Here is a 15,601-nt window from a genome sequence, read left to right on the forward strand (position 1 = left end):
AAGGCGCAAGCGCGCCGGAAAAAGGGCCAGAGCGAGCCGCCGTTCGGCTCGGGCCTCTCGCAGAGCCCGCTTTTTGGACTATTCCGGCGTCGCATTACCCCCTACCGCAACCGCAAGACGCGACGACGGGGAGGGGTGAATGGCGGACTGGACGGCATGGATCGGGCGCCGCATCACGCAGCAGGATGTGCTGACACGCGCCGCGCTCGCCCGGTTTCGCGCGACGATCGACAGCGGCGCCACCGGTGATCGCGCGAGCCAGGCGATCCACTGGTGCCTGTGCCTGCCCGATGCGCCCACCGCAAAGCTCGGCGCCGACGGCCACCCGCTGCGCGAGGACAATCCGGACAGCTTCATGCCGCCGATCCCCCTGCCGCGCCGGATGTGGGCGGCGAGCGATGTGCGGTTCCTGGCGCCGATCAGCGCCGGGGCCACGATCGCGCGGACCTCGACCATCGCGGCGATCCGGGAAAAGACCGGCACGACCGGACAGCTCGTCTTTGTCGAGGTCGACCATGAGACGCGCGCCGACGACGTGCCGGCCGTGCAGGAGCGACAGACGATCGTGTTTCGTGCGCCGGCACCGGTGGCGGCCCCCGCGCCAAACTCGGCGCCCGCTCCCGCGCCGACCGGCGCACCCGACTTGTCGGGCTGGTCATGGCGGCGCGATGTGCTGCCGGGCGAGGCGATGCTGTTCCGTTATTCGGCGCTGACGTTCAACAGCCACCGCATCCATTACGACCTGCCCTATGCGCAGGATGAAGAGGGGTATCGCGGACTGGTCGTTCATGGCCCGCTCACCGCGACGCTGTTGCTCGACCTTGCCCAGCGCGAGCTTGGCCCCAACGCACTGTCGGCGTTCACCATGCGCGCGCAGGCGCCGGCCTTTGTCGGCGAACCGCTGTACCTGGTGGGCCGCGCCGCGAAAGACGGATGGGAAATGGCAGCGATCGGCCCCGACGGGCGAATCATCATGGCGGCGGAGGCAAAAGCATGAACGAACTGGTCCTGCGTGACGATAAGGACGGCGTCGCGACGCTGACGCTCCATCGCGCCGCGAAGCGCAACGCACTCAACCTCGCACTATGGGCCGAACTCGACGCGCACGCCGATGCGATTGCCGCCGCTAGCGACGCGATCGGCGCCGTGATCCTGCGCGCCGACGGTCCGGTGTTCTGCGCCGGCAACGACCTCAAGGAACGCGGGATCGAAGCGCCGCGCCCGCATTATCAGGCGTCGATCGTCACCAAGCTGGCCGAGCTGCCGCAGCCGCTGATCGTCGCCGTCCAGGGCGGCTGCTTCACCGGCGGCCTCGAGCTGGCGCTGGCGGGCGACATCATCATCGCCGGCGAAAGCGCGCATTTCGCCGACACCCACGGCAAGTTCGGACTGGTACCGATCTGGGGCATGAGCCAGCGCCTGCCGCGCCGCGTCGGGGCGTGGAAGGCGCGCGAAATGAGCTTCACCGGGCTGCCGGTGGACGGGCGCGAGGCGGCGCGCATCGGCCTCGCCAATCATTGCGTGCCCGATACCGAGCTGGACGCGACGACACGGACGCTGGCCGGCGCGATCGCCGCGCAGTCGCGGCACAGCGTCTTCGCGTACAAGAAGCTTTATCGCGAGCAGGCGGATTTGCCGCTGGGCGCCGGACTGGCGCATGAGGTGTTCAACAGCGCCGGCGTCGCTCCGGATTTTGCGGAACGGGTGGCGCGGGGGTTTTAGGTCGCTTTGGGCGGGGGCTCAGAGTGGAGAGCGGACGCCTATTTGATCGTCATCCCGGGCTTGACCCGGGACCCGCCTTCCTTCTGTCACCGTCGGAGCAAAGACAAGGCAGGCCCCGGGTCAAGCCCGGGGTGACGGGAAACGGAACGTCGACACTAGCTCGCTCCCACCCGCGACCGCCCGTTACCCGATCGCCCTACCCTCCTCGACGCTCGCCCATTGCCGCCCGTCGTGGCCGAACAGGATCTGCACCCCGGCGCGCCGCTGGCGCTGCAGATAATCCATCGTCCGCAATCCCGCCTCGCGATCGACCACCGCCTTTTGCAATATCATCAGGTCGAGATTGCGCTCGGTGTAGCAGCAGTCCGCCGCCAGCAGCACCTCACGCCCGCTCGGCAGCTTGACGATCACGCTCTGGTGCCCCGGCGTATGGCCATGGGTCGGCACGATCCGCACGCTGCCGTCGCCGAACAGGTCGAGTTCGCCGTCGATCGCCCGCACCGGCTGGCCGGTCGCATAATCGACCGCTTCATAGAGGCCCGCTTCCTCGGTCGCCTGCGCCGCTGCGAGTTCGCGCGACTGCACGATCATGGTGGCATTGGGCAGGCTGGCGTTGCCGCCGCAATGGTCGATGTGGAGGTGCGAGTTGATGACCCAGTCGATGCTGCCGGGATCGACGTCGATGCTTTTCAGCCGCGCCGCAATCTCCTGCCCCTCGAAAAATTGCAGCCCGAACTTGTTCGGCGGCAGCGCCGTTTCGAGCGTGCGGCGATAGCGCACCCCCATGCCGGTATCGAACAGCGCGCGGCCCTTCGGATGGTCGATCAGATAAGAAGGCACCGGGCCTTTGAGATAATCGCCCTCCTCGCCCTCGATGAAATAGCCGGGGCGGCACTGGAACCAGCCGGTGTTGAAGGCATAAAGGCGAAGCGTACCGATCACCGCTCGCGATACTCGGGCGCCCGCTTGCCCAGGAAGGCGGCGAGCGCCTCCTTATGATCCTCGGTCGCCGAGAGGATCACCTGCTGCCGGTCCTCGATCGCCATCGCCGCGTCGAGGCTCTGCGCATCGATGTTGAGGTTGAGCGCCTGTTTCGAGAGGCGCAGCCCCCAGGGCGCGGTTGCGAGCATTTCGTCGGCGAGCGCAAGGCCGCGGTCGAGCAGCGCCTCCTCCTCGACGATCTCGCTGATCAGCCCGGCGCGCAAAGCCCGCTCGGCGTCGATGAAACGCCCGGTCAGGATCATTTCGGCGGCGAGGCTCGCGCCGACCAGGCGCGGCAGGAAATAGCTCGACGCCATGTCGCAGCCGCCGAGCCCGATGCGGATATAGGCGGCGTTGCAGCGAAAGTTCGGCGTGCCATAGCGCACGTCGGAGGCGAGCAGGAGCGACAGCCCACCGCCCGCCGCGGCGCCATGGCCGAGCGCGATGATCGGCTGCGGACAGGCGCGCATCTTGCGATAGATATTGCCGATGCTCGTCTGGGTGCGCAGCGTCCGCAACACCGCCGTCTCGTCGCTCGAGCGATCCTCCTGGATATCGAGCCCCGCGCAGAAGCCGCGCCCGGCGCCGCGCAGGACAACGACGCGAATATCCTTGCGATCGGCGAGGCCGCCGAAATAGGCGTTGAGCGCATCGACCAGGCCTTCGCTAAGCGCGTTGAGCCGATCGGGCCGGTTGAGCGTCGCGATCTCGACCGCGCCGCGCGTCTCGATCAGCAGCTCATCGCTCACAGTGTCTGCCCGTCGTCGATGGTGAACACGCTGCCCGTGATGCCCTGCGCCGCGTCGGAGCAGAGCAGCAGCAGCGGCGCGTGCAGGTCGCTCGCGGGGCGCATGCGCTGGCGCGGGAAGCTCTTCACCATCGCGTCGCCGACCTCGCTTTCGAACATGACGGCGGTCATTTCGGAGTCGAAATAGCCCGGTTGGATCACATTGACGCTGATCCCGCGCCGCGCCCATTCATGCGCCAACGCCTTGCCCAGGTGGCGTACTGCGGCCTTCGTCGCGCCATAGACCGAGGTCGCCGGAAACACCTTGTCAGCGGTGATCGACCCGATCAGCACGATCCGCCCATGCTGCTTCTCGCGCGCGCCGTCCTTGTCGAGCCGCTTCGCCCCCTCGGTCGCGGTCAGGAAGACCCCGCGGACATTGGCGGCATGGAGGAAGTCGACGTCTTCGACGGTCAGCCCCATCGCCATCTTCTCGGTCGCGACGCCCGCGTTGGCGACGATGGTATCGACGGTGCCGAAGGCGGCCTCGGCGGCGTCATAGGCGGCGATGGTGGAGGCTTCGTCGGTGACGTCCATCGACACCGCAATCGCCTGTCCGCCTGCAGCCTCGATCGCCGCGACCTGTTCGGCGAGCTTGTCGGCGCGCCGCGCGGCGAGAACGACCTTGGCCCCCGACGCCGCGAGCGCCTTCGCAAAGCCCGCGCCGAGTCCCGAGGAGGCCCCGGTGACGAGCGCAACGCGGCCCGTCAGGTCGAATTTGGGTTGCTCCGCCATCGTCTCTCCCTTTTCGTCAGTTCACGCAGCCTTGGCGGCAATTGACGTTTACGTCAACCTGCCCGACCTCGCGGCGGCCGTAGCGACAAAGGGGTTGACGTGCGCATTTTGTTCCCTTAATGTTCTCATTGTGCACAACCAACCTTTCCCCCGTCGCGGCTGCCAAGTGCGGCGGACGGGGGATAATGGTTCCTCTCGATCCCCTTTCATCCGAGAGCATTGATCGCTGCGACAAACCGCGTCAGAAGTGATGCCGGATTTGGCGAATAATGCGGGGGATCAGCATGGCATCATCGTTCGGCATCGTCCGGGATCGGACCTGACGTCATGCACGCCGTCGAAGCATTCGAGCTTGTGCTGGGCCTGCTGGCCCTGGTTATCGCGCTCCACTGGCTCGCGCTCAAGCTGCGCTGGCCGCCCGCGACCGCGCTGCTCGTCGGCGGCGGAGCGCTGGCCTTCATCCCCGGCCTGCCGGAAATCTCGCTCGACCCCGAACTGGCGCTGGTGCTGTTCCTGCCGCCGCTGCTGATGGACGGCGCCTATTACACCGCGCTGGGCCGTTTCCGCCGTCACCTGCCGGGTATCTTGTCGCTCGCGGTCGGCGCGGTCGTCTTCACCACCCTCGTCGTCGGGGTGGTTGCGCATTGGGTTCTGCCCGAACTGCCCTGGGCGGCCTGTTTCGCGCTCGGCGCCATCGTCTCGCCGCCCGATGCGGTGTCGGCCCGCGCGGTGCTGAAGGGCGTCCATCTCCCCCGCCGCCTCGAAGCGTTGCTCGAGGGCGAGAGCCTGCTCAACGACGCGACGGGTCTCATCCTTTTCCGTTTCGCCGTGGCGGCGACGCTCAGCGGGGTATTCCATACCGGCGAGGCGGTGCGGAGCTTCGCCTTCGTCGCGATCGGCGGCGTGGTCGTCGGCGCCGTCGTCGCCAAGGGCTGGGTTTTCCTCGCGCGGCGCTTTCGCGATCCGATGCTGATCATGCTGATCACGATCCTGCTGTGCTGGGCCGCCTATCTTGCGGGCGAGGCCGTCCATGTCTCGGGCGTGATCGCGACCGTCACGGCGGGCCTCGCCATGGGCTGGTATCAGCATGAAATCCTTCCGGGGTCCGTCCGCCTGCGTGCCAATTCGGGGTGGCAGATCCTCGTCTTCGTGCTCGAAGCCCTCGTCTTCATCCTGATCGGTTTTTCGCTGCGTGGCGCGATCGAGCGGATCGGCGGCATCGAATCCATGCCGGCGTCGTGGGTCACCATGATCGTCGCGGTCGTCCTGACCGTCGCCGCCACACGCTTCGTGTGGATTTTCGCGTCGGAGGCGGTGCTGGAGATCGCCCGCAAGGCGGGGTTGCGGCGCGCGCGTCCGCTCGGCTGGCGGCAGGCGACGGTGTTGGGCTGGGCGGGGATGCGCGGCGTCGTGACGCTGGCGGTGCCGCTGACCCTGCCCGTCGACATGCCGGGGCGCGACCTGATGCTGATCTGCGCCTTCGCGGTGATTTTCGTGACGGTGGTCGTGCAGGGATCGAGCCTCGGCCTGCTGATCCGACGCGTCAAGCCGATCGATACCGATCCGCCGGCAAAAATGGCGCTGCCGACGGCGGAAGCCGCGATGGCGCGCGCGCGCTTCGCGGTGATCGAGCGGCTCGCCTATGACGAGAATGGCACGCTGATCCACCCGATGATGCTCGAAGAACATCGCAAGCGGATGAATTTCATGGAGCGCTACGAAGCCGATGCCAGCGCCACGATGGACGGCCTGCGCGCGCATTTCGACGTGCTGCTCGAGGCCATAGCGGGGGGGCGCGCCGAACTGATCCGCATCCACCGCGCGGGACTGATCGAGGATGAGGTGCTCCACGAACTCGAGCGCGACCTCGACGTCGAGGAACTGGCGATGACGCTCCAGCGCGGGGACTAGAGCGCGGCGCTAGAAGTCGAAGCCGCCCTGCGCCTCGTCGCGGCGCGCCGCCGCCTTTTTGACGGCAGGCTCGGCATCGATCGACACGCCTTCGAGGGCGAGCATCTGCGCTTTCGACGTCGATCCGCCGGGGGCCGAAAAGCCGCCGATCTTGCCGCCCGCGCCGGTCACGCGGTGGCAGGGGACGATCAAAGGCACCGGGTTTTTCGCCATCGCCTGCCCGACGTCGCGCGCATATTCGGGGCCGGCGCCGAGGTCCTTCGCAATCGCGCCATAGGTGCTCGTCTCGCCCCAGCCGAGCCGGCGGACGCGCGCATAGACGCGATCGAAAAATACATCCTGCGCGCCGAGATCGACCGGCACATCGCCGAAGTCGATCCGCTCGCCGGCAAAATAGCGGATAACCGCATCGACCACCGGGCCGACATGCGGCGGCGGGTCGGTCCGCCGCGCCTCGGGACAATGACGCAGCAACGCCCGCTCGGCATCGCGTACGCTCACCGCCGGGAGCCGCAAGCTGGCCACCCCGCGCTCGTTCCAGCCAAGCGCGACAAAGCCCGCAACGGTTTCGAACAGATGATAATCGACGCGCGTCGCCATAGCCCGGCCTATATCGGGCGGCGACGGCGCGAATGCAATGCGATGGGCACCGGCTGGCTGGGGCGGCAGGATTCGAACCTGCGCATGGCGGCATCAAAAGCCGCTGCCTTACCGCTTGGCGACGCCCCAACGGCCGGTGCGAGCGCGTCTATAGCGCTCGGCGCGTGAATGGCAAGTTGCCGGCTTAGAGCCGCGTCACCCAACCATGCGGGTCGGCGGCGCGGCCGCGCTGGATGTCGACGAGCTTGTCCTTGAGCATCGCCGTCACCTGTCCGGGACCGCCGGCGCCAATCGTGAATACGGTATCGCCGCGCGTCACCTTGCCGACCGGCGTGACCACCGCGGCGGTGCCGCAGGCGAAGCTTTCGGTGAGCCTGCCGCTTTCGGCATCGGCCTGCCACTGATCGATCGCATAGGGTTCCTCCCGCACCGTGAGGCCCGCATCCTGCGCCAGCGTGATAATCGTGTCGCGGGTAATGCCGGGCAGGATCGTGCCGGTCAGCGGCGGGGTGACGATGCTGCCGTCATCGAACACGAAGAACATGTTCATGCCCCCCAACTCCTCGATCCAGCGATGCTCGGCGGCGTCGAGGAAGACGACCTGGTCATGGCCCTTGGCGATCGCCTCGCGCTGCGCGACCAGGCTGGAGGCATAATTGCCGCCGCACTTGGCGGCGCCGGTGCCGCCGGGCGCGGCGCGGGTATAATCCTCCGACACCCAGAGCGAGATCGCGGGCGCGCCCGAGCGGAAATAATTGCCGACCGGCGAGATGATGACGAGGAACTGATATTCGGACGCCGGCTTGACGCCGAGGAACACCTCGCTCGCGAACATGAAGGGACGCAGGTACAGCGCGCCGCCGTCGACCGGCGGGAACCAGTGCGCATCGGCGGCGACGGCTTCCTTGACGGCGGCGATGAACAATTCCTCGGGCAGCTCGGCCATCGCCATGCGGCGCGCGCTGGCGTTGAAGCGGGCGGCATTCGCCTCGACCCGGAACAACGCCATCGAACCGTCGTCGAGCCGATACGCCTTCAGCCCTTCGAAGATTTCCTGCGCATAATGGAGCACCGCCGTCGCCGGATCGAGCGTCAGCGGGCCGCGCGGCATCACCTGCGCATCGTGCCAGCCCTTGTCCTCCGAATAGCGGATCGACACCATATGGTCGGTGAAAACGCGCCCGAAGACGGGGTCCGCAATCGCCGCCGCGCGTACCTCGTCCGCGACCTTGCTGGGGTGCGGCAGATGGGTGAAGGCGGGAAGCGACATGCTGGAACCTACTCGGTCTGGGGGTGAAACGTGCGCGCCTCTTGCCAAAGCGCGGCCCTTCGCGCAACGCTGGTGACTATGCCGAACGATAATTTTCTTTCACAAGTTCCCGCCGCATCAGCCCTTTTCTTACGCGAGGCCGAGGTCCGCCGCGGCATCGAATTTCTGTTTTTCGCCCATGCCTCGCTGTGGCGGTCGATCGACGCGCGACTCGCCGAGCAGGCCTTGGGACGGGCGCATTATCGCGCGCTCTATTTCATCGCGCGCCAGCCGGGGCTGACGATTTCGGACCTGCTCGCGCTGCTCGGCATCACCAAACAGTCGCTGGGACGCGTGGTGAAAGAGCTGGAGGCGCGGGCGCTGGTGTCGACCCGGCCGGGCGGGCGCGACCGGCGCGCGAAGGAATTGCGGCTGACCGAGGAAGGCCGCGCAACCGAGGCGGCAATTTTCGACCTGCTGCGCGATGCGATGAGCCGCGCCTACACACAGGCCGGGCAGCAGGCGGTCACGGGGTTCTGGCAGGTCAGCGAAGCCTTGCTCCCTCCCCGCGAGCGCGAGCGGATCGGGAAGCTGGGGGGCGACTGAGCGTCTACCCCTCACCGCGCGCGATATCGGCCAATTCGCGGCCGCGATCACGCGCCGCGCGCAGCACATTGGTCATCAGCGCGACAAGCTGGCCGCCTTCGTCGAGGACATCGAGGCCGGCCTGTGTCGTGCCGCCCTTGCTCGCGACCTGCGCGACCAGCGCGCCCGGCTTTTCGCCGCTGTCGGCGAGCAGCGCGGTCGAACCGCCGAAGGTCGCGGTGGCAAGCGCCAGCGCGTCCTCGCTCGACAAGCCAAGACGTTCGCCGGCGGCCGCATAAGCTTCGATCAGGCGAAAGACGAAGGCCGGACCGCTACCGGTGAAGGCGGTGACGAGGTCCATCGTCGAATCATCGGCGAGCGCGGTCACATGGCCGAGCGGCTTGAGCAGCGCGGTGACCGCCTTGTCGTCGGTGCGGCCGAGGCTGGCCACCGCCGACACCCCGGCGCCGATACGCGCAGCCAGGTTGGGAAGGATGCGGACCTGGGCCCGGGCATCGGGAAAACGCGCCGCAAGATCGGCGAGCGAAACGCCGGCGAGGATGGAGAGCAGATGGACGTCGTTGCCGACCTGCGGCCCCAGTTCGTCGGCGACGTCGCCGAGTTGCTGCGGCTTCATGCCGAGCATGATCCAGTCGGCGCTGCCACCCGCGGCGAGCCATTCGTCGAGCGAGGCGAATGACGCGATGCCTTCGCGCGCCGCCGCATAAGGATCGACGATCGCGACCTGCGCCGGGTCGAGCCCCGCCGCGAGCCAGCGATCGAGCATCGCCTCCGCCATATTGCCGCAACCGACGAGCAGCAGCCGGCCGGAAAAAGTCCTCAAAGTCTTGGTCATGGTCGTTTCTTTTCGTTGTTTAGCGGCAGCTCGTCGCCGGACCCGAGAGCAGGTCGAGACAGCGGCCGTCGATCTTGGTGGCGTCCACCGGCAGGCCGATCAGCCCCGCCAGTGTCGGCAGGATATCGACCGTCATCACCGCATTGGGCTGTTCGAAACCGGCGATCCCCTTGCGCCAGAAGAGCATCGGCACGCGGCGGTCATAGTCCCACACCGACCCGTGCGTCGCGACATAACCCAGCCCCGATTCGGGGATCGGTGTCACGCGCGGCTTGAGCACGACGACGAAGTCGCCCGAACGCTGCGGATTATACGACGCCCGCAGCTTGTCCATCATCGACCAGACATCGGGCGAGCGTTTCGAGATCGGATGTTTGGCGAGTTCCTCACCGGTCACCACCGCCTCGACCTGCGGATGGGCGCGCCAGCGGGCGAGGAGCTCGGCCGACGCCGCCTTGCGCTGCGCCGGGGTCAGCGTCTTCGCCAGATACATGTCGCCGAACGGGCCGTCGCTGTAGAGCAGCGGCTGCGGCAGGCCGAGCTTTTCAGCAACGGCCTTGCCCAGCTGGTCGGCGTCGAGACCGCGATCGACGCGCTCGGCGGCGGGCCAGGCGTTCTGGCGGTTGCGTTCGGGTAGGTCATGGCCGCCATGGTCGGCAGTGAGCGCCACGGCATAATCGACGCCGCTCGCGTCGAGCCGGGCGAAGAAATCGCCGAGTTCGCGGTCCAGCCCGGTCATCTGCAGGCACATTTCGCTGCCCTCGGTGCCATAGGTGTGGCCGACATAGTCGGTCGCCGACAGGCCGACGATGAGCAGGTCGGTGGTGTCGCCCTCGCCCATCTTGCGCGTCTGGCGCAGCGCGGCAGCGGTCGCTAGGACCGCGCCATCGGCTTCGGGCGAGGCCATGAAGCCGCGGAAATTGCCGCCATCGCGCGCGAGGCGGCCGGTGCCGACGCTGGCGCCCTTGCCATCCTTGCTGTCGATCGGGATCGCCACGTCGTGCGCGGCGCAATCGGCGGGCAGCGTCAGGCCGGGGCGCGGCTCCGCCATCGCGGCGGCGATTGCACTGCTCGCCTGCGTCGCGACCGGCGACAGCGCGGTGCCGCGATAGCTGGTGAGACCGGTGGGGACGAGCCACATCAGCTCGTCGGCCTGGTGCCCGCCCATCATAATCGCGGCGCGGTCCTTGCCCGCGACCGAGACGACCTGCGTCCGGGGATCGCGCGCCTTCATCAAATCGCCCAGCGTCGGGACGAGCAGATGCTTGACCGACGCGGCATATTTGCCGCTGCCCGACGTCGTGCCGGCGACGCTCTCATCCTCGGCGCAATAGACGCGCTTGTCGTCGCGGCTGGCCGACAGGTCGAAATAATTATTCGCGACAATGCCGGTGTGCGCGGGGTGATTGCCGGTCAGGATCGTCGAGTGGCCGGGGCAGGTCTCGGTCGCGCCGTGCGACTGATAGCCCGACGGGAACACGACCCCCGAGGCCAGGCGCGCGAGGCCGCCGGTGAACTTACCGCGATATTCGGCGAACAGATCGGCCGAGAACTGGTCGACCGCGACCATCACGATCAACTTGGGCGGTGCGGTTTCGGCTGTAACCTTTGGCGCCGACGCCGCCGAATCCTGCGCGAAGCTGACGCCGGTTCCGGCGAAACAAAGCGCGGCGGCAAGGGCGGTGTTGAGATATTTCATCTTCACGGGCGGCTTCTCCGATACGGGGGGTGTCAGCGCGGGCTGTCCTCTCGACGAAAGCCGCCTATATGGCAAGCCTCGAACGATGGATGGACACAGGACGGGCATGGATCGCAGCAGGGACGCTTTTGTGACAGGCGCTTGGCGCATGCTGCTCGCCATGCTCGCGCTCGCGCTGCTCGCGTTCGCTCCCGCCCGCGCGCAGCCGGTGAATATCACGCCGCAGCTGGTCGCCGAGTCGGCGGCGCCCGCGCCGGGCACGACATCGACGCTGGCGCTCAGCATGACGCCCGCGAAAGGCTGGCACGGTTACTGGATCAACGGCGGCGATGCCGGGTTCGGTATGTCGGTCGACTGGAACCTGCCCGAAGGTGTCACCATTGCCCCCTTCCGCTACCCGGTGCCCGAAGCGCTGATCCTCTTCGGGCTGATGAACCATGTCTATGAGCATCCCTATGCGCTGCTCGCCGATATTAAGGTCGACAAGGGCGTGGCGCCGGGAACCGACCTGACGCTGTCGGGGGTCGCCAACTGGCTCGCCTGTACCGACAAGATTTGCGTTCCCGAAAAAGCGGTGATCTCGGTCAAGTTGGTCGCGGGCGACGGCGCGATCCCGGCGGCGTCGCGGGCGCGCTTCGACGCCTGGCGCGCACGGCTGCCGCAGCCGCTCGACCGACCGGGGACGTGGGAGCGGCGCGGCGAAACGCTGCGCTTCGGGGTTCCCTTGCCCGAGGGCACGGCAATCGACGCGCCGCACCTGTTCCTCGAGACGCAAAATCTGATCGACTATGGCGCGCCGCAGAGTTTCTCCCGCAACGGCGACTGGATCGTCATCGAAACCCGCGCCAATGGCGACGCGACCGGTCCGGTGCAGGGGCTGGTCAAGCTCGCCGACGGGCGCGGGCTGACCCTGAACTTCGAGCCCGCGGCGGTGCGGACGGCGGGCAAGCCGATCGTCGGCAGCAAGGCCGGCGTCGACATGGGCATATTCTGGGCCGCGCTCGGCGGTGCGATCCTAGGCGGGCTGATCCTCAACCTGATGCCCTGCGTCTTCCCGATCCTCAGCCTCAAGGCGCTGAGCCTCGCCCGCTCGGGCGGCAATGCGCGCGAAGCGAAGGTCGAAGCACTCGCCTATACGGCGGGCGCGGTGCTGGTCAGCCTCGCGCTCGGCGGCGTGCTGCTCGCGCTGCGCGCGGCGGGCGAACAGGTCGGCTGGGCGTTCCAGCTCCAGCACCCGGTGAGCGTGTTCATCCTGCTGCTGCTCGCGGTCGCGATCACGCTTAACTTGCTCGGCACCTACGAACTCCCGTCGTTCGGCGGTGGCCAGAAACTGGCGAGCAAGGGCGGAGCGGTGGGTGGCTTCTGGACCGGCGCGCTGGCGGCTTTCGTCGCGACGCCATGCAGCGGGCCGTTACTCGGCGCCGCGCTTGGCGCGACTTTGGCGCTCCCCGCATGGGCCGCCCTGCCGATCTTCGGCGGCCTCGGCTTGGGCCTCGCCCTTCCCTTTCTTGCCATCGGCTTCGTCCCCGCGCTACGCAATCGCTTGCCCAAGCCGGGTCCGTGGATGGCGACCTTCCGCAAATGGATGGCGTTGCCGATGGGACTCACTGTTGTCGCACTGGCCTGGCTATTGATACGACAGGTCGAAGGGCTGCAATGGGACGACCTGATCACCATATTCATGGCCTGCTTCGCATTCATTGGGCTCTATCGCCATTGGATGAAGGGTCCCGACAGGGGCCATGTTGGCAAGCTGTTGCTGCTGGTCCCGCTGATCGCGGTCGGCAGTCTTGTTTATCAGGTCGTTACGGCCACGCCTTCGACCCTCGTGAACAAGGCGAACGGTGCTGCCTTCACTCCCGAAGCCCTCGCTAAAGCGCGCGCCACCGGCAAGCCGGTCTTCGTCTATTTCACCGCCGACTGGTGCCTGTCGTGCAAGGCCAACGAGGCGGGCGCGATCAACCGCGAGGCGGTGCAGGAGGTCTTCAAGGCGAAGGGCGTCGTCACCCTCGTCGGCGACTGGACCAATGGCGATCCCGTCATCACTCGCACCCTCGCCGAGCATGGCCGCAACAGCGTGCCGCTCTATCTCTGGTACGCCCCCGGCGCCGACAAGCCCGAAATCCTGCAGCAGATCCTGACCCCCGGCACGCTCACCGATCTGGCCGAACGCTGATGGCGAAGATCCGGGCTGACCAGTTGCTCGTCGACCGCGGCCTCGCCGAAAGCAGGACGCGGGCGCAGGCGTTGATCCTTGCCGGGCTCGCTTTCGTCGGCGACCGCAAGATCGACAAGGCGGGGCAGCAGGTCGCCGCCGATGCCGCGATCAGCGTCAAGGGTCGCGATCATCCCTGGGTGTCGCGCGGCGGGATCAAGCTCGACCATGCGCTGACGCATCTCGGCTGGGACGTCGCGGGCACGGTCGCGATCGATGTCGGATCGTCGACCGGCGGCTTCACCGACGTGCTGCTGAGCCGCGGCGCCGCCCGCGTCTATGCGGTCGATTCGGGCACCAATCAGCTCGCGTGGAAACTGCGCCAGGACGAACGTGTGATCGTCCACGAACAGACCAGCGCGCGCATTCTGACCCCGACCCATATCCCCCAGCCCATCGACCTGATCGTCTGCGACGCGAGCTTCATCGCCTTGTCGAAGGTGCTGCCGGTGCCGCTGTCCTTCGCGAAACCCGGCGCGCGCATGGTCGCGCTGATCAAGCCGCAGTTCGAGGCCGAGCGCGGCGAGGTCGGCAAAAAGGGCGTCGTGCGCGACCCGTTAGTGCACGAGCGCGTGTGCGGCGAAGTCCGGGCCTGGCTGGAGGGCGAAGGCTGGGCGGTCGTCGACCTCGTCGAAAGCCCGATTACCGGTCCCGAGGGCAATGTCGAATTCCTGATCGCGGCGGTCAAAGGACCCGCTTGACGCTGCGCCGCGCAATCGCGACACCTTGCCGCGCAGAATCGCGAACAGGGGCCGCCATCCGATGAGTGAAATCGCCACACCGGGTCAGCTACGCATGTCCTATCTGCGCTGGGCGCTGGTCACGGTCCCGGCGGTCGTCCTGCTCGGCAGCCTGTCGGGCCTGCTCTCCAACAGCGGCTATGCCAATCGCTGGTTCGCGGCGCTCGATCTGCCGGCGATCACCCCACCGGGCTGGGTCTTCGCCACCGTCTGGCCGGCGCTCTATGTCTGCCTCGGCCTGTCGCTGGCGATGGTATTGCATGCACGCGGGGCGAAGGGGCGCGGCATGGCGCTGACGCTCTTCTTTGCCCAGCTCGTCGCCAATTTCGCCTGGTCGCCGCTGTTTTTCGGCGCGCATGAAGTGACCAAGGCTTTTTACCTGATCGTTTTCATCCTGCTGATGACGATCGCGACGGCCTTTGCTTTCGCGCCGATCCGCAAGGCGGCGGCGTGGCTGCTGCTACCCTATATGGTCTGGCTGAGCTTTGCCGCGATCCTCAATTTCCAGATCGACCAGCGCAATCCCGACGCCGAAACCCTTGTGCCGCACGCGGCAAGCACCCAGATATAACCCCGGCAAGGGGTTCTCCCCACAAAGGAAGTGACGAATATGCAGAGCGAAAACCGCTTTTTCGACGATCTGGCCAAGATGGTGAACGGCGTTGCCGGAACCGTCGCCGGCGCCGGCCGCGAGGCCGAATCCGCGATGCGCGAGCGCGCCAAGGAATGGATCGGCCGCATGGATTTCGTCAGCCGCGAGGAGTTCGAGGCGGTGAAGCAGATGGCCGCGACCGCGCGTGCCGACGCCGAAGCGCTGAAGGCGCGGCTCGACAAGCTCGAAGGCGCCGCAGCGCCCAAGGCAGCAGCAGCAGCCAAGCCCGCAACGTCGCGCAAGCCCAAGGCCTGACGCAGCGACTCGCCACCTTGCGCGTTTCCCGCTAAAGGCGCGCGCATGAGTGACGATATCTACGACGAAGACGACGGCCAGGACGCGGCGCCGATGGAAATGCTGGCGTCCTATTTCGCCGCGCACGACTGGCCGCATGAGATGGTCGGCGAGGACGAGATCGTCGCGACCGCGCAGGGCAGCTGGACGACCTATGAGCTGCGCGCCGTGTGGCGCGCCGACGACGGCGTCATCCAGCTGCTCGCCTTTCCCGACATCCGCGTCGTCGAGGACAAGCGCGCCGTCGCGCACGAAGCGCTGGCGCTGATCAACGAACAATTATGGCTCGGCCATTTCGAGCTGTGGTCGAATAGCGGCACGATCCTGTTCCGCCACGGCCTGTTGCTCGGCGGCGACGCGGCGCTGCCGCTCGACCTGACCGAGACGCTGATCGAAAGCGCAATCGACGAGTGCGAGCGCTTTTACCCGGTGTTCCAGTTCGTACTGTGGGGCGGCAAATCGCCCGCCGAGGCGCTGGCCGCCTCGCTGATCGAAACACGCGGCGAGGCTTAACGCTCACCCACATTCCGTTTGTGTCGAGCGAAGTCGAGACACTTGAAGTCATGCACGATGTC

The 15,601-nt window shown here is 67.2% G+C and carries 16 protein-coding genes and 1 tRNA gene; 9 read left to right on the plus strand and 8 right to left on the minus strand.

Annotated elements, in window-relative coordinates; translation table 11 throughout:
* The first annotated feature begins 139 nt into the window (after window positions 1-139).
* Both ACREB7_RS08865 and ACREB7_RS08870 read left to right on the plus strand, forming a co-directional pair.
* Complete coding sequence (locus ACREB7_RS08865) at window positions 140-997, plus strand: FAS1-like dehydratase domain-containing protein (protein WP_431591903.1); 858 nt, start codon at window positions 140-142, stop codon at window positions 995-997.
* The gene (locus ACREB7_RS08870; RefSeq protein WP_431591904.1) at window positions 994-1,722 is read left to right on the plus strand and encodes an enoyl-CoA hydratase/isomerase family protein; all 729 of its coding nucleotides are present in this window, start codon (window positions 994-996) and stop codon (window positions 1,720-1,722) included. The genes ACREB7_RS08865 and ACREB7_RS08870 overlap by 4 nt, the downstream gene beginning before the upstream one ends.
* A 183-nt stretch (window positions 1,723-1,905) precedes the next feature.
* Here the strand turns inward: ACREB7_RS08870 and ACREB7_RS08875 are convergent, their stop codons facing one another.
* Genes ACREB7_RS08875 through ACREB7_RS08885 form a run of 3 tightly spaced genes read right to left on the minus strand, consistent with a single transcriptional unit; the run spans window position 1,906 to window position 4,225 of the window.
* A complete protein-coding gene (locus ACREB7_RS08875) occupies window positions 1,906-2,664 on the minus strand; it encodes an N-acyl homoserine lactonase family protein (protein ID WP_431591905.1) in 759 nt (252 codons plus the stop codon).
* Window positions 2,661-3,452, minus strand: coding sequence for an enoyl-CoA hydratase/isomerase family protein (locus ACREB7_RS08880; RefSeq protein WP_431591906.1), 792 nt, complete (start codon window positions 3,450-3,452; stop codon window positions 2,661-2,663). The genes ACREB7_RS08875 and ACREB7_RS08880 overlap by 4 nt, the downstream gene beginning before the upstream one ends.
* On the minus strand, window positions 3,449-4,225 hold the full coding sequence (locus ACREB7_RS08885; RefSeq protein WP_431591907.1) for an SDR family NAD(P)-dependent oxidoreductase: 777 nt from the start codon (window positions 4,223-4,225) through the stop codon (window positions 3,449-3,451). Before ACREB7_RS08885 ends, ACREB7_RS08880 begins: the two co-directional genes overlap by 4 nt.
* Window positions 4,226-4,552: 327 nt before the next feature.
* Here ACREB7_RS08885 and ACREB7_RS08890 point away from each other — a divergent pair, with 327 nt between their 5' ends.
* Window positions 4,553-6,136: a Na+/H+ antiporter gene (locus ACREB7_RS08890; protein WP_431591908.1), complete on the plus strand. Its 1,584-nt coding sequence runs from the start codon at window positions 4,553-4,555 to the stop codon at window positions 6,134-6,136.
* Window positions 6,137-6,145: 9 nt separating this feature from the next.
* Here ACREB7_RS08890 and ACREB7_RS08895 read toward each other — a convergent pair whose 3' ends face one another.
* The 3 genes from ACREB7_RS08895 to ACREB7_RS08905 all read right to left on the minus strand — a co-directional run bounded on the left by ACREB7_RS08895 (window position 6,146) and on the right by ACREB7_RS08905 (window position 8,006).
* A complete protein-coding gene (locus ACREB7_RS08895; RefSeq protein WP_431591909.1) occupies window positions 6,146-6,736 on the minus strand; it encodes a methylated-DNA--[protein]-cysteine S-methyltransferase in 591 nt (196 codons plus the stop codon).
* Between the two features lie 54 nt (window positions 6,737-6,790).
* A tRNA-Gln gene (locus ACREB7_RS08900) sits at window positions 6,791-6,865 on the minus strand.
* A gap of 55 nt (window positions 6,866-6,920) precedes the next feature.
* A complete protein-coding gene (locus ACREB7_RS08905) occupies window positions 6,921-8,006 on the minus strand; it encodes a branched-chain amino acid aminotransferase (RefSeq protein ID WP_431591910.1) in 1,086 nt (361 codons plus the stop codon).
* 78 nt (window positions 8,007-8,084) lie between these two features.
* On the opposite strand from ACREB7_RS08905, the gene ACREB7_RS08910 reads away from it, so the two are divergent.
* Window positions 8,085-8,591, plus strand: coding sequence for a MarR family winged helix-turn-helix transcriptional regulator (locus ACREB7_RS08910; RefSeq protein WP_431591911.1), 507 nt, complete (start codon window positions 8,085-8,087; stop codon window positions 8,589-8,591).
* A gap of 4 nt (window positions 8,592-8,595) precedes the next feature.
* Here ACREB7_RS08910 and proC read toward each other — a convergent pair whose 3' ends face one another.
* Entirely contained in the window at window positions 8,596-9,426 is an 831-nt protein-coding gene (gene proC, locus ACREB7_RS08915) for a pyrroline-5-carboxylate reductase (RefSeq protein ID WP_431591912.1), read from the minus strand.
* A 19-nt stretch (window positions 9,427-9,445) separates the two neighbouring features.
* Window positions 9,446-11,125, minus strand: coding sequence for an alkaline phosphatase family protein (locus ACREB7_RS08920; RefSeq protein ID WP_431591921.1), 1,680 nt, complete (start codon window positions 11,123-11,125; stop codon window positions 9,446-9,448).
* 106 nt (window positions 11,126-11,231) lie between these two features.
* Here ACREB7_RS08920 and ACREB7_RS08925 point away from each other — a divergent pair, with 106 nt between their 5' ends.
* The 5 genes from ACREB7_RS08925 (at window position 11,232) to ACREB7_RS08945 (ending at window position 15,539) form a co-directional block, all read left to right on the plus strand.
* Complete coding sequence (locus ACREB7_RS08925; RefSeq protein ID WP_431591913.1) at window positions 11,232-13,301, plus strand: protein-disulfide reductase DsbD family protein; 2,070 nt, start codon at window positions 11,232-11,234, stop codon at window positions 13,299-13,301.
* Window positions 13,301-14,041 (plus strand): TlyA family RNA methyltransferase, encoded by a 741-nt coding sequence (locus tag ACREB7_RS08930; RefSeq protein WP_431591914.1) that lies wholly within the window; start codon window positions 13,301-13,303, stop codon window positions 14,039-14,041. The genes ACREB7_RS08925 and ACREB7_RS08930 overlap by 1 nt, the downstream gene beginning before the upstream one ends.
* 61 nt (window positions 14,042-14,102) lie before the next feature.
* Window positions 14,103-14,651 (plus strand): TspO/MBR family protein, encoded by a 549-nt coding sequence (locus ACREB7_RS08935; RefSeq protein ID WP_431591915.1) that lies wholly within the window; start codon window positions 14,103-14,105, stop codon window positions 14,649-14,651.
* Between the two features lie 39 nt (window positions 14,652-14,690).
* Window positions 14,691-14,987 carry an accessory factor UbiK family protein gene (locus tag ACREB7_RS08940; RefSeq protein WP_431591916.1) on the plus strand — a complete coding sequence of 99 codons (297 nt, stop codon included), beginning with the start codon at window positions 14,691-14,693 and terminating at the stop codon, window positions 14,985-14,987.
* Window positions 14,988-15,032: 45 nt separating this feature from the next.
* Complete coding sequence (locus tag ACREB7_RS08945) at window positions 15,033-15,539, plus strand: YbjN domain-containing protein (RefSeq protein WP_431591917.1); 507 nt, start codon at window positions 15,033-15,035, stop codon at window positions 15,537-15,539.
* Window positions 15,540-15,601 lie beyond the last annotated feature (62 nt).

Origin of the sequence: Sphingopyxis sp., assembly GCF_050725615.1 — a bacterium.
GTDB lineage: Bacteria > Pseudomonadota > Alphaproteobacteria > Sphingomonadales > Sphingomonadaceae > Sphingopyxis.

What these genes read in the sequence shown, in the direction of transcription:
- ACREB7_RS08940 (WP_431591916.1), top strand. Translation starts at nt 14,691, where the DNA reads ATGCAGAGCGAAAACCGCTTTTTCGACGATCTGGCCAAGATGGTGAAC.
- ACREB7_RS08865 (WP_431591903.1), top strand. Translation starts at nt 140, where the DNA reads ATGGCGGACTGGACGGCATGGATCGGGCGCCGCATCACGCAGCAGGAT.
- ACREB7_RS08935 (WP_431591915.1), top strand. Translation starts at nt 14,103, where the DNA reads ATGAGTGAAATCGCCACACCGGGTCAGCTACGCATGTCCTATCTGCGC.
- ACREB7_RS08905 (WP_431591910.1), bottom strand. Translation starts at nt 8,006, where the DNA reads ATGTCGCTTCCCGCCTTCACCCATCTGCCGCACCCCAGCAAGGTCGCG.
- ACREB7_RS08895 (WP_431591909.1), bottom strand. Translation starts at nt 6,736, where the DNA reads ATGGCGACGCGCGTCGATTATCATCTGTTCGAAACCGTTGCGGGCTTT.
- ACREB7_RS08930 (WP_431591914.1), top strand. Translation starts at nt 13,301, where the DNA reads ATGGCGAAGATCCGGGCTGACCAGTTGCTCGTCGACCGCGGCCTCGCC.
- ACREB7_RS08920 (WP_431591921.1), bottom strand. Translation starts at nt 11,125, where the DNA reads ATGAAATATCTCAACACCGCCCTTGCCGCCGCGCTTTGTTTCGCCGGA.
- proC (WP_431591912.1), bottom strand. Translation starts at nt 9,426, where the DNA reads ATGACCAAGACTTTGAGGACTTTTTCCGGCCGGCTGCTGCTCGTCGGT.
- ACREB7_RS08910 (WP_431591911.1), top strand. Translation starts at nt 8,085, where the DNA reads ATGCCGAACGATAATTTTCTTTCACAAGTTCCCGCCGCATCAGCCCTT.
- ACREB7_RS08925 (WP_431591913.1), top strand. Translation starts at nt 11,232, where the DNA reads ATGGATCGCAGCAGGGACGCTTTTGTGACAGGCGCTTGGCGCATGCTG.
- ACREB7_RS08890 (WP_431591908.1), top strand. Translation starts at nt 4,553, where the DNA reads ATGCACGCCGTCGAAGCATTCGAGCTTGTGCTGGGCCTGCTGGCCCTG.
- ACREB7_RS08885 (WP_431591907.1), bottom strand. Translation starts at nt 4,225, where the DNA reads ATGGCGGAGCAACCCAAATTCGACCTGACGGGCCGCGTTGCGCTCGTC.
- ACREB7_RS08945 (WP_431591917.1), top strand. Translation starts at nt 15,033, where the DNA reads ATGAGTGACGATATCTACGACGAAGACGACGGCCAGGACGCGGCGCCG.
- ACREB7_RS08870 (WP_431591904.1), top strand. Translation starts at nt 994, where the DNA reads ATGAACGAACTGGTCCTGCGTGACGATAAGGACGGCGTCGCGACGCTG.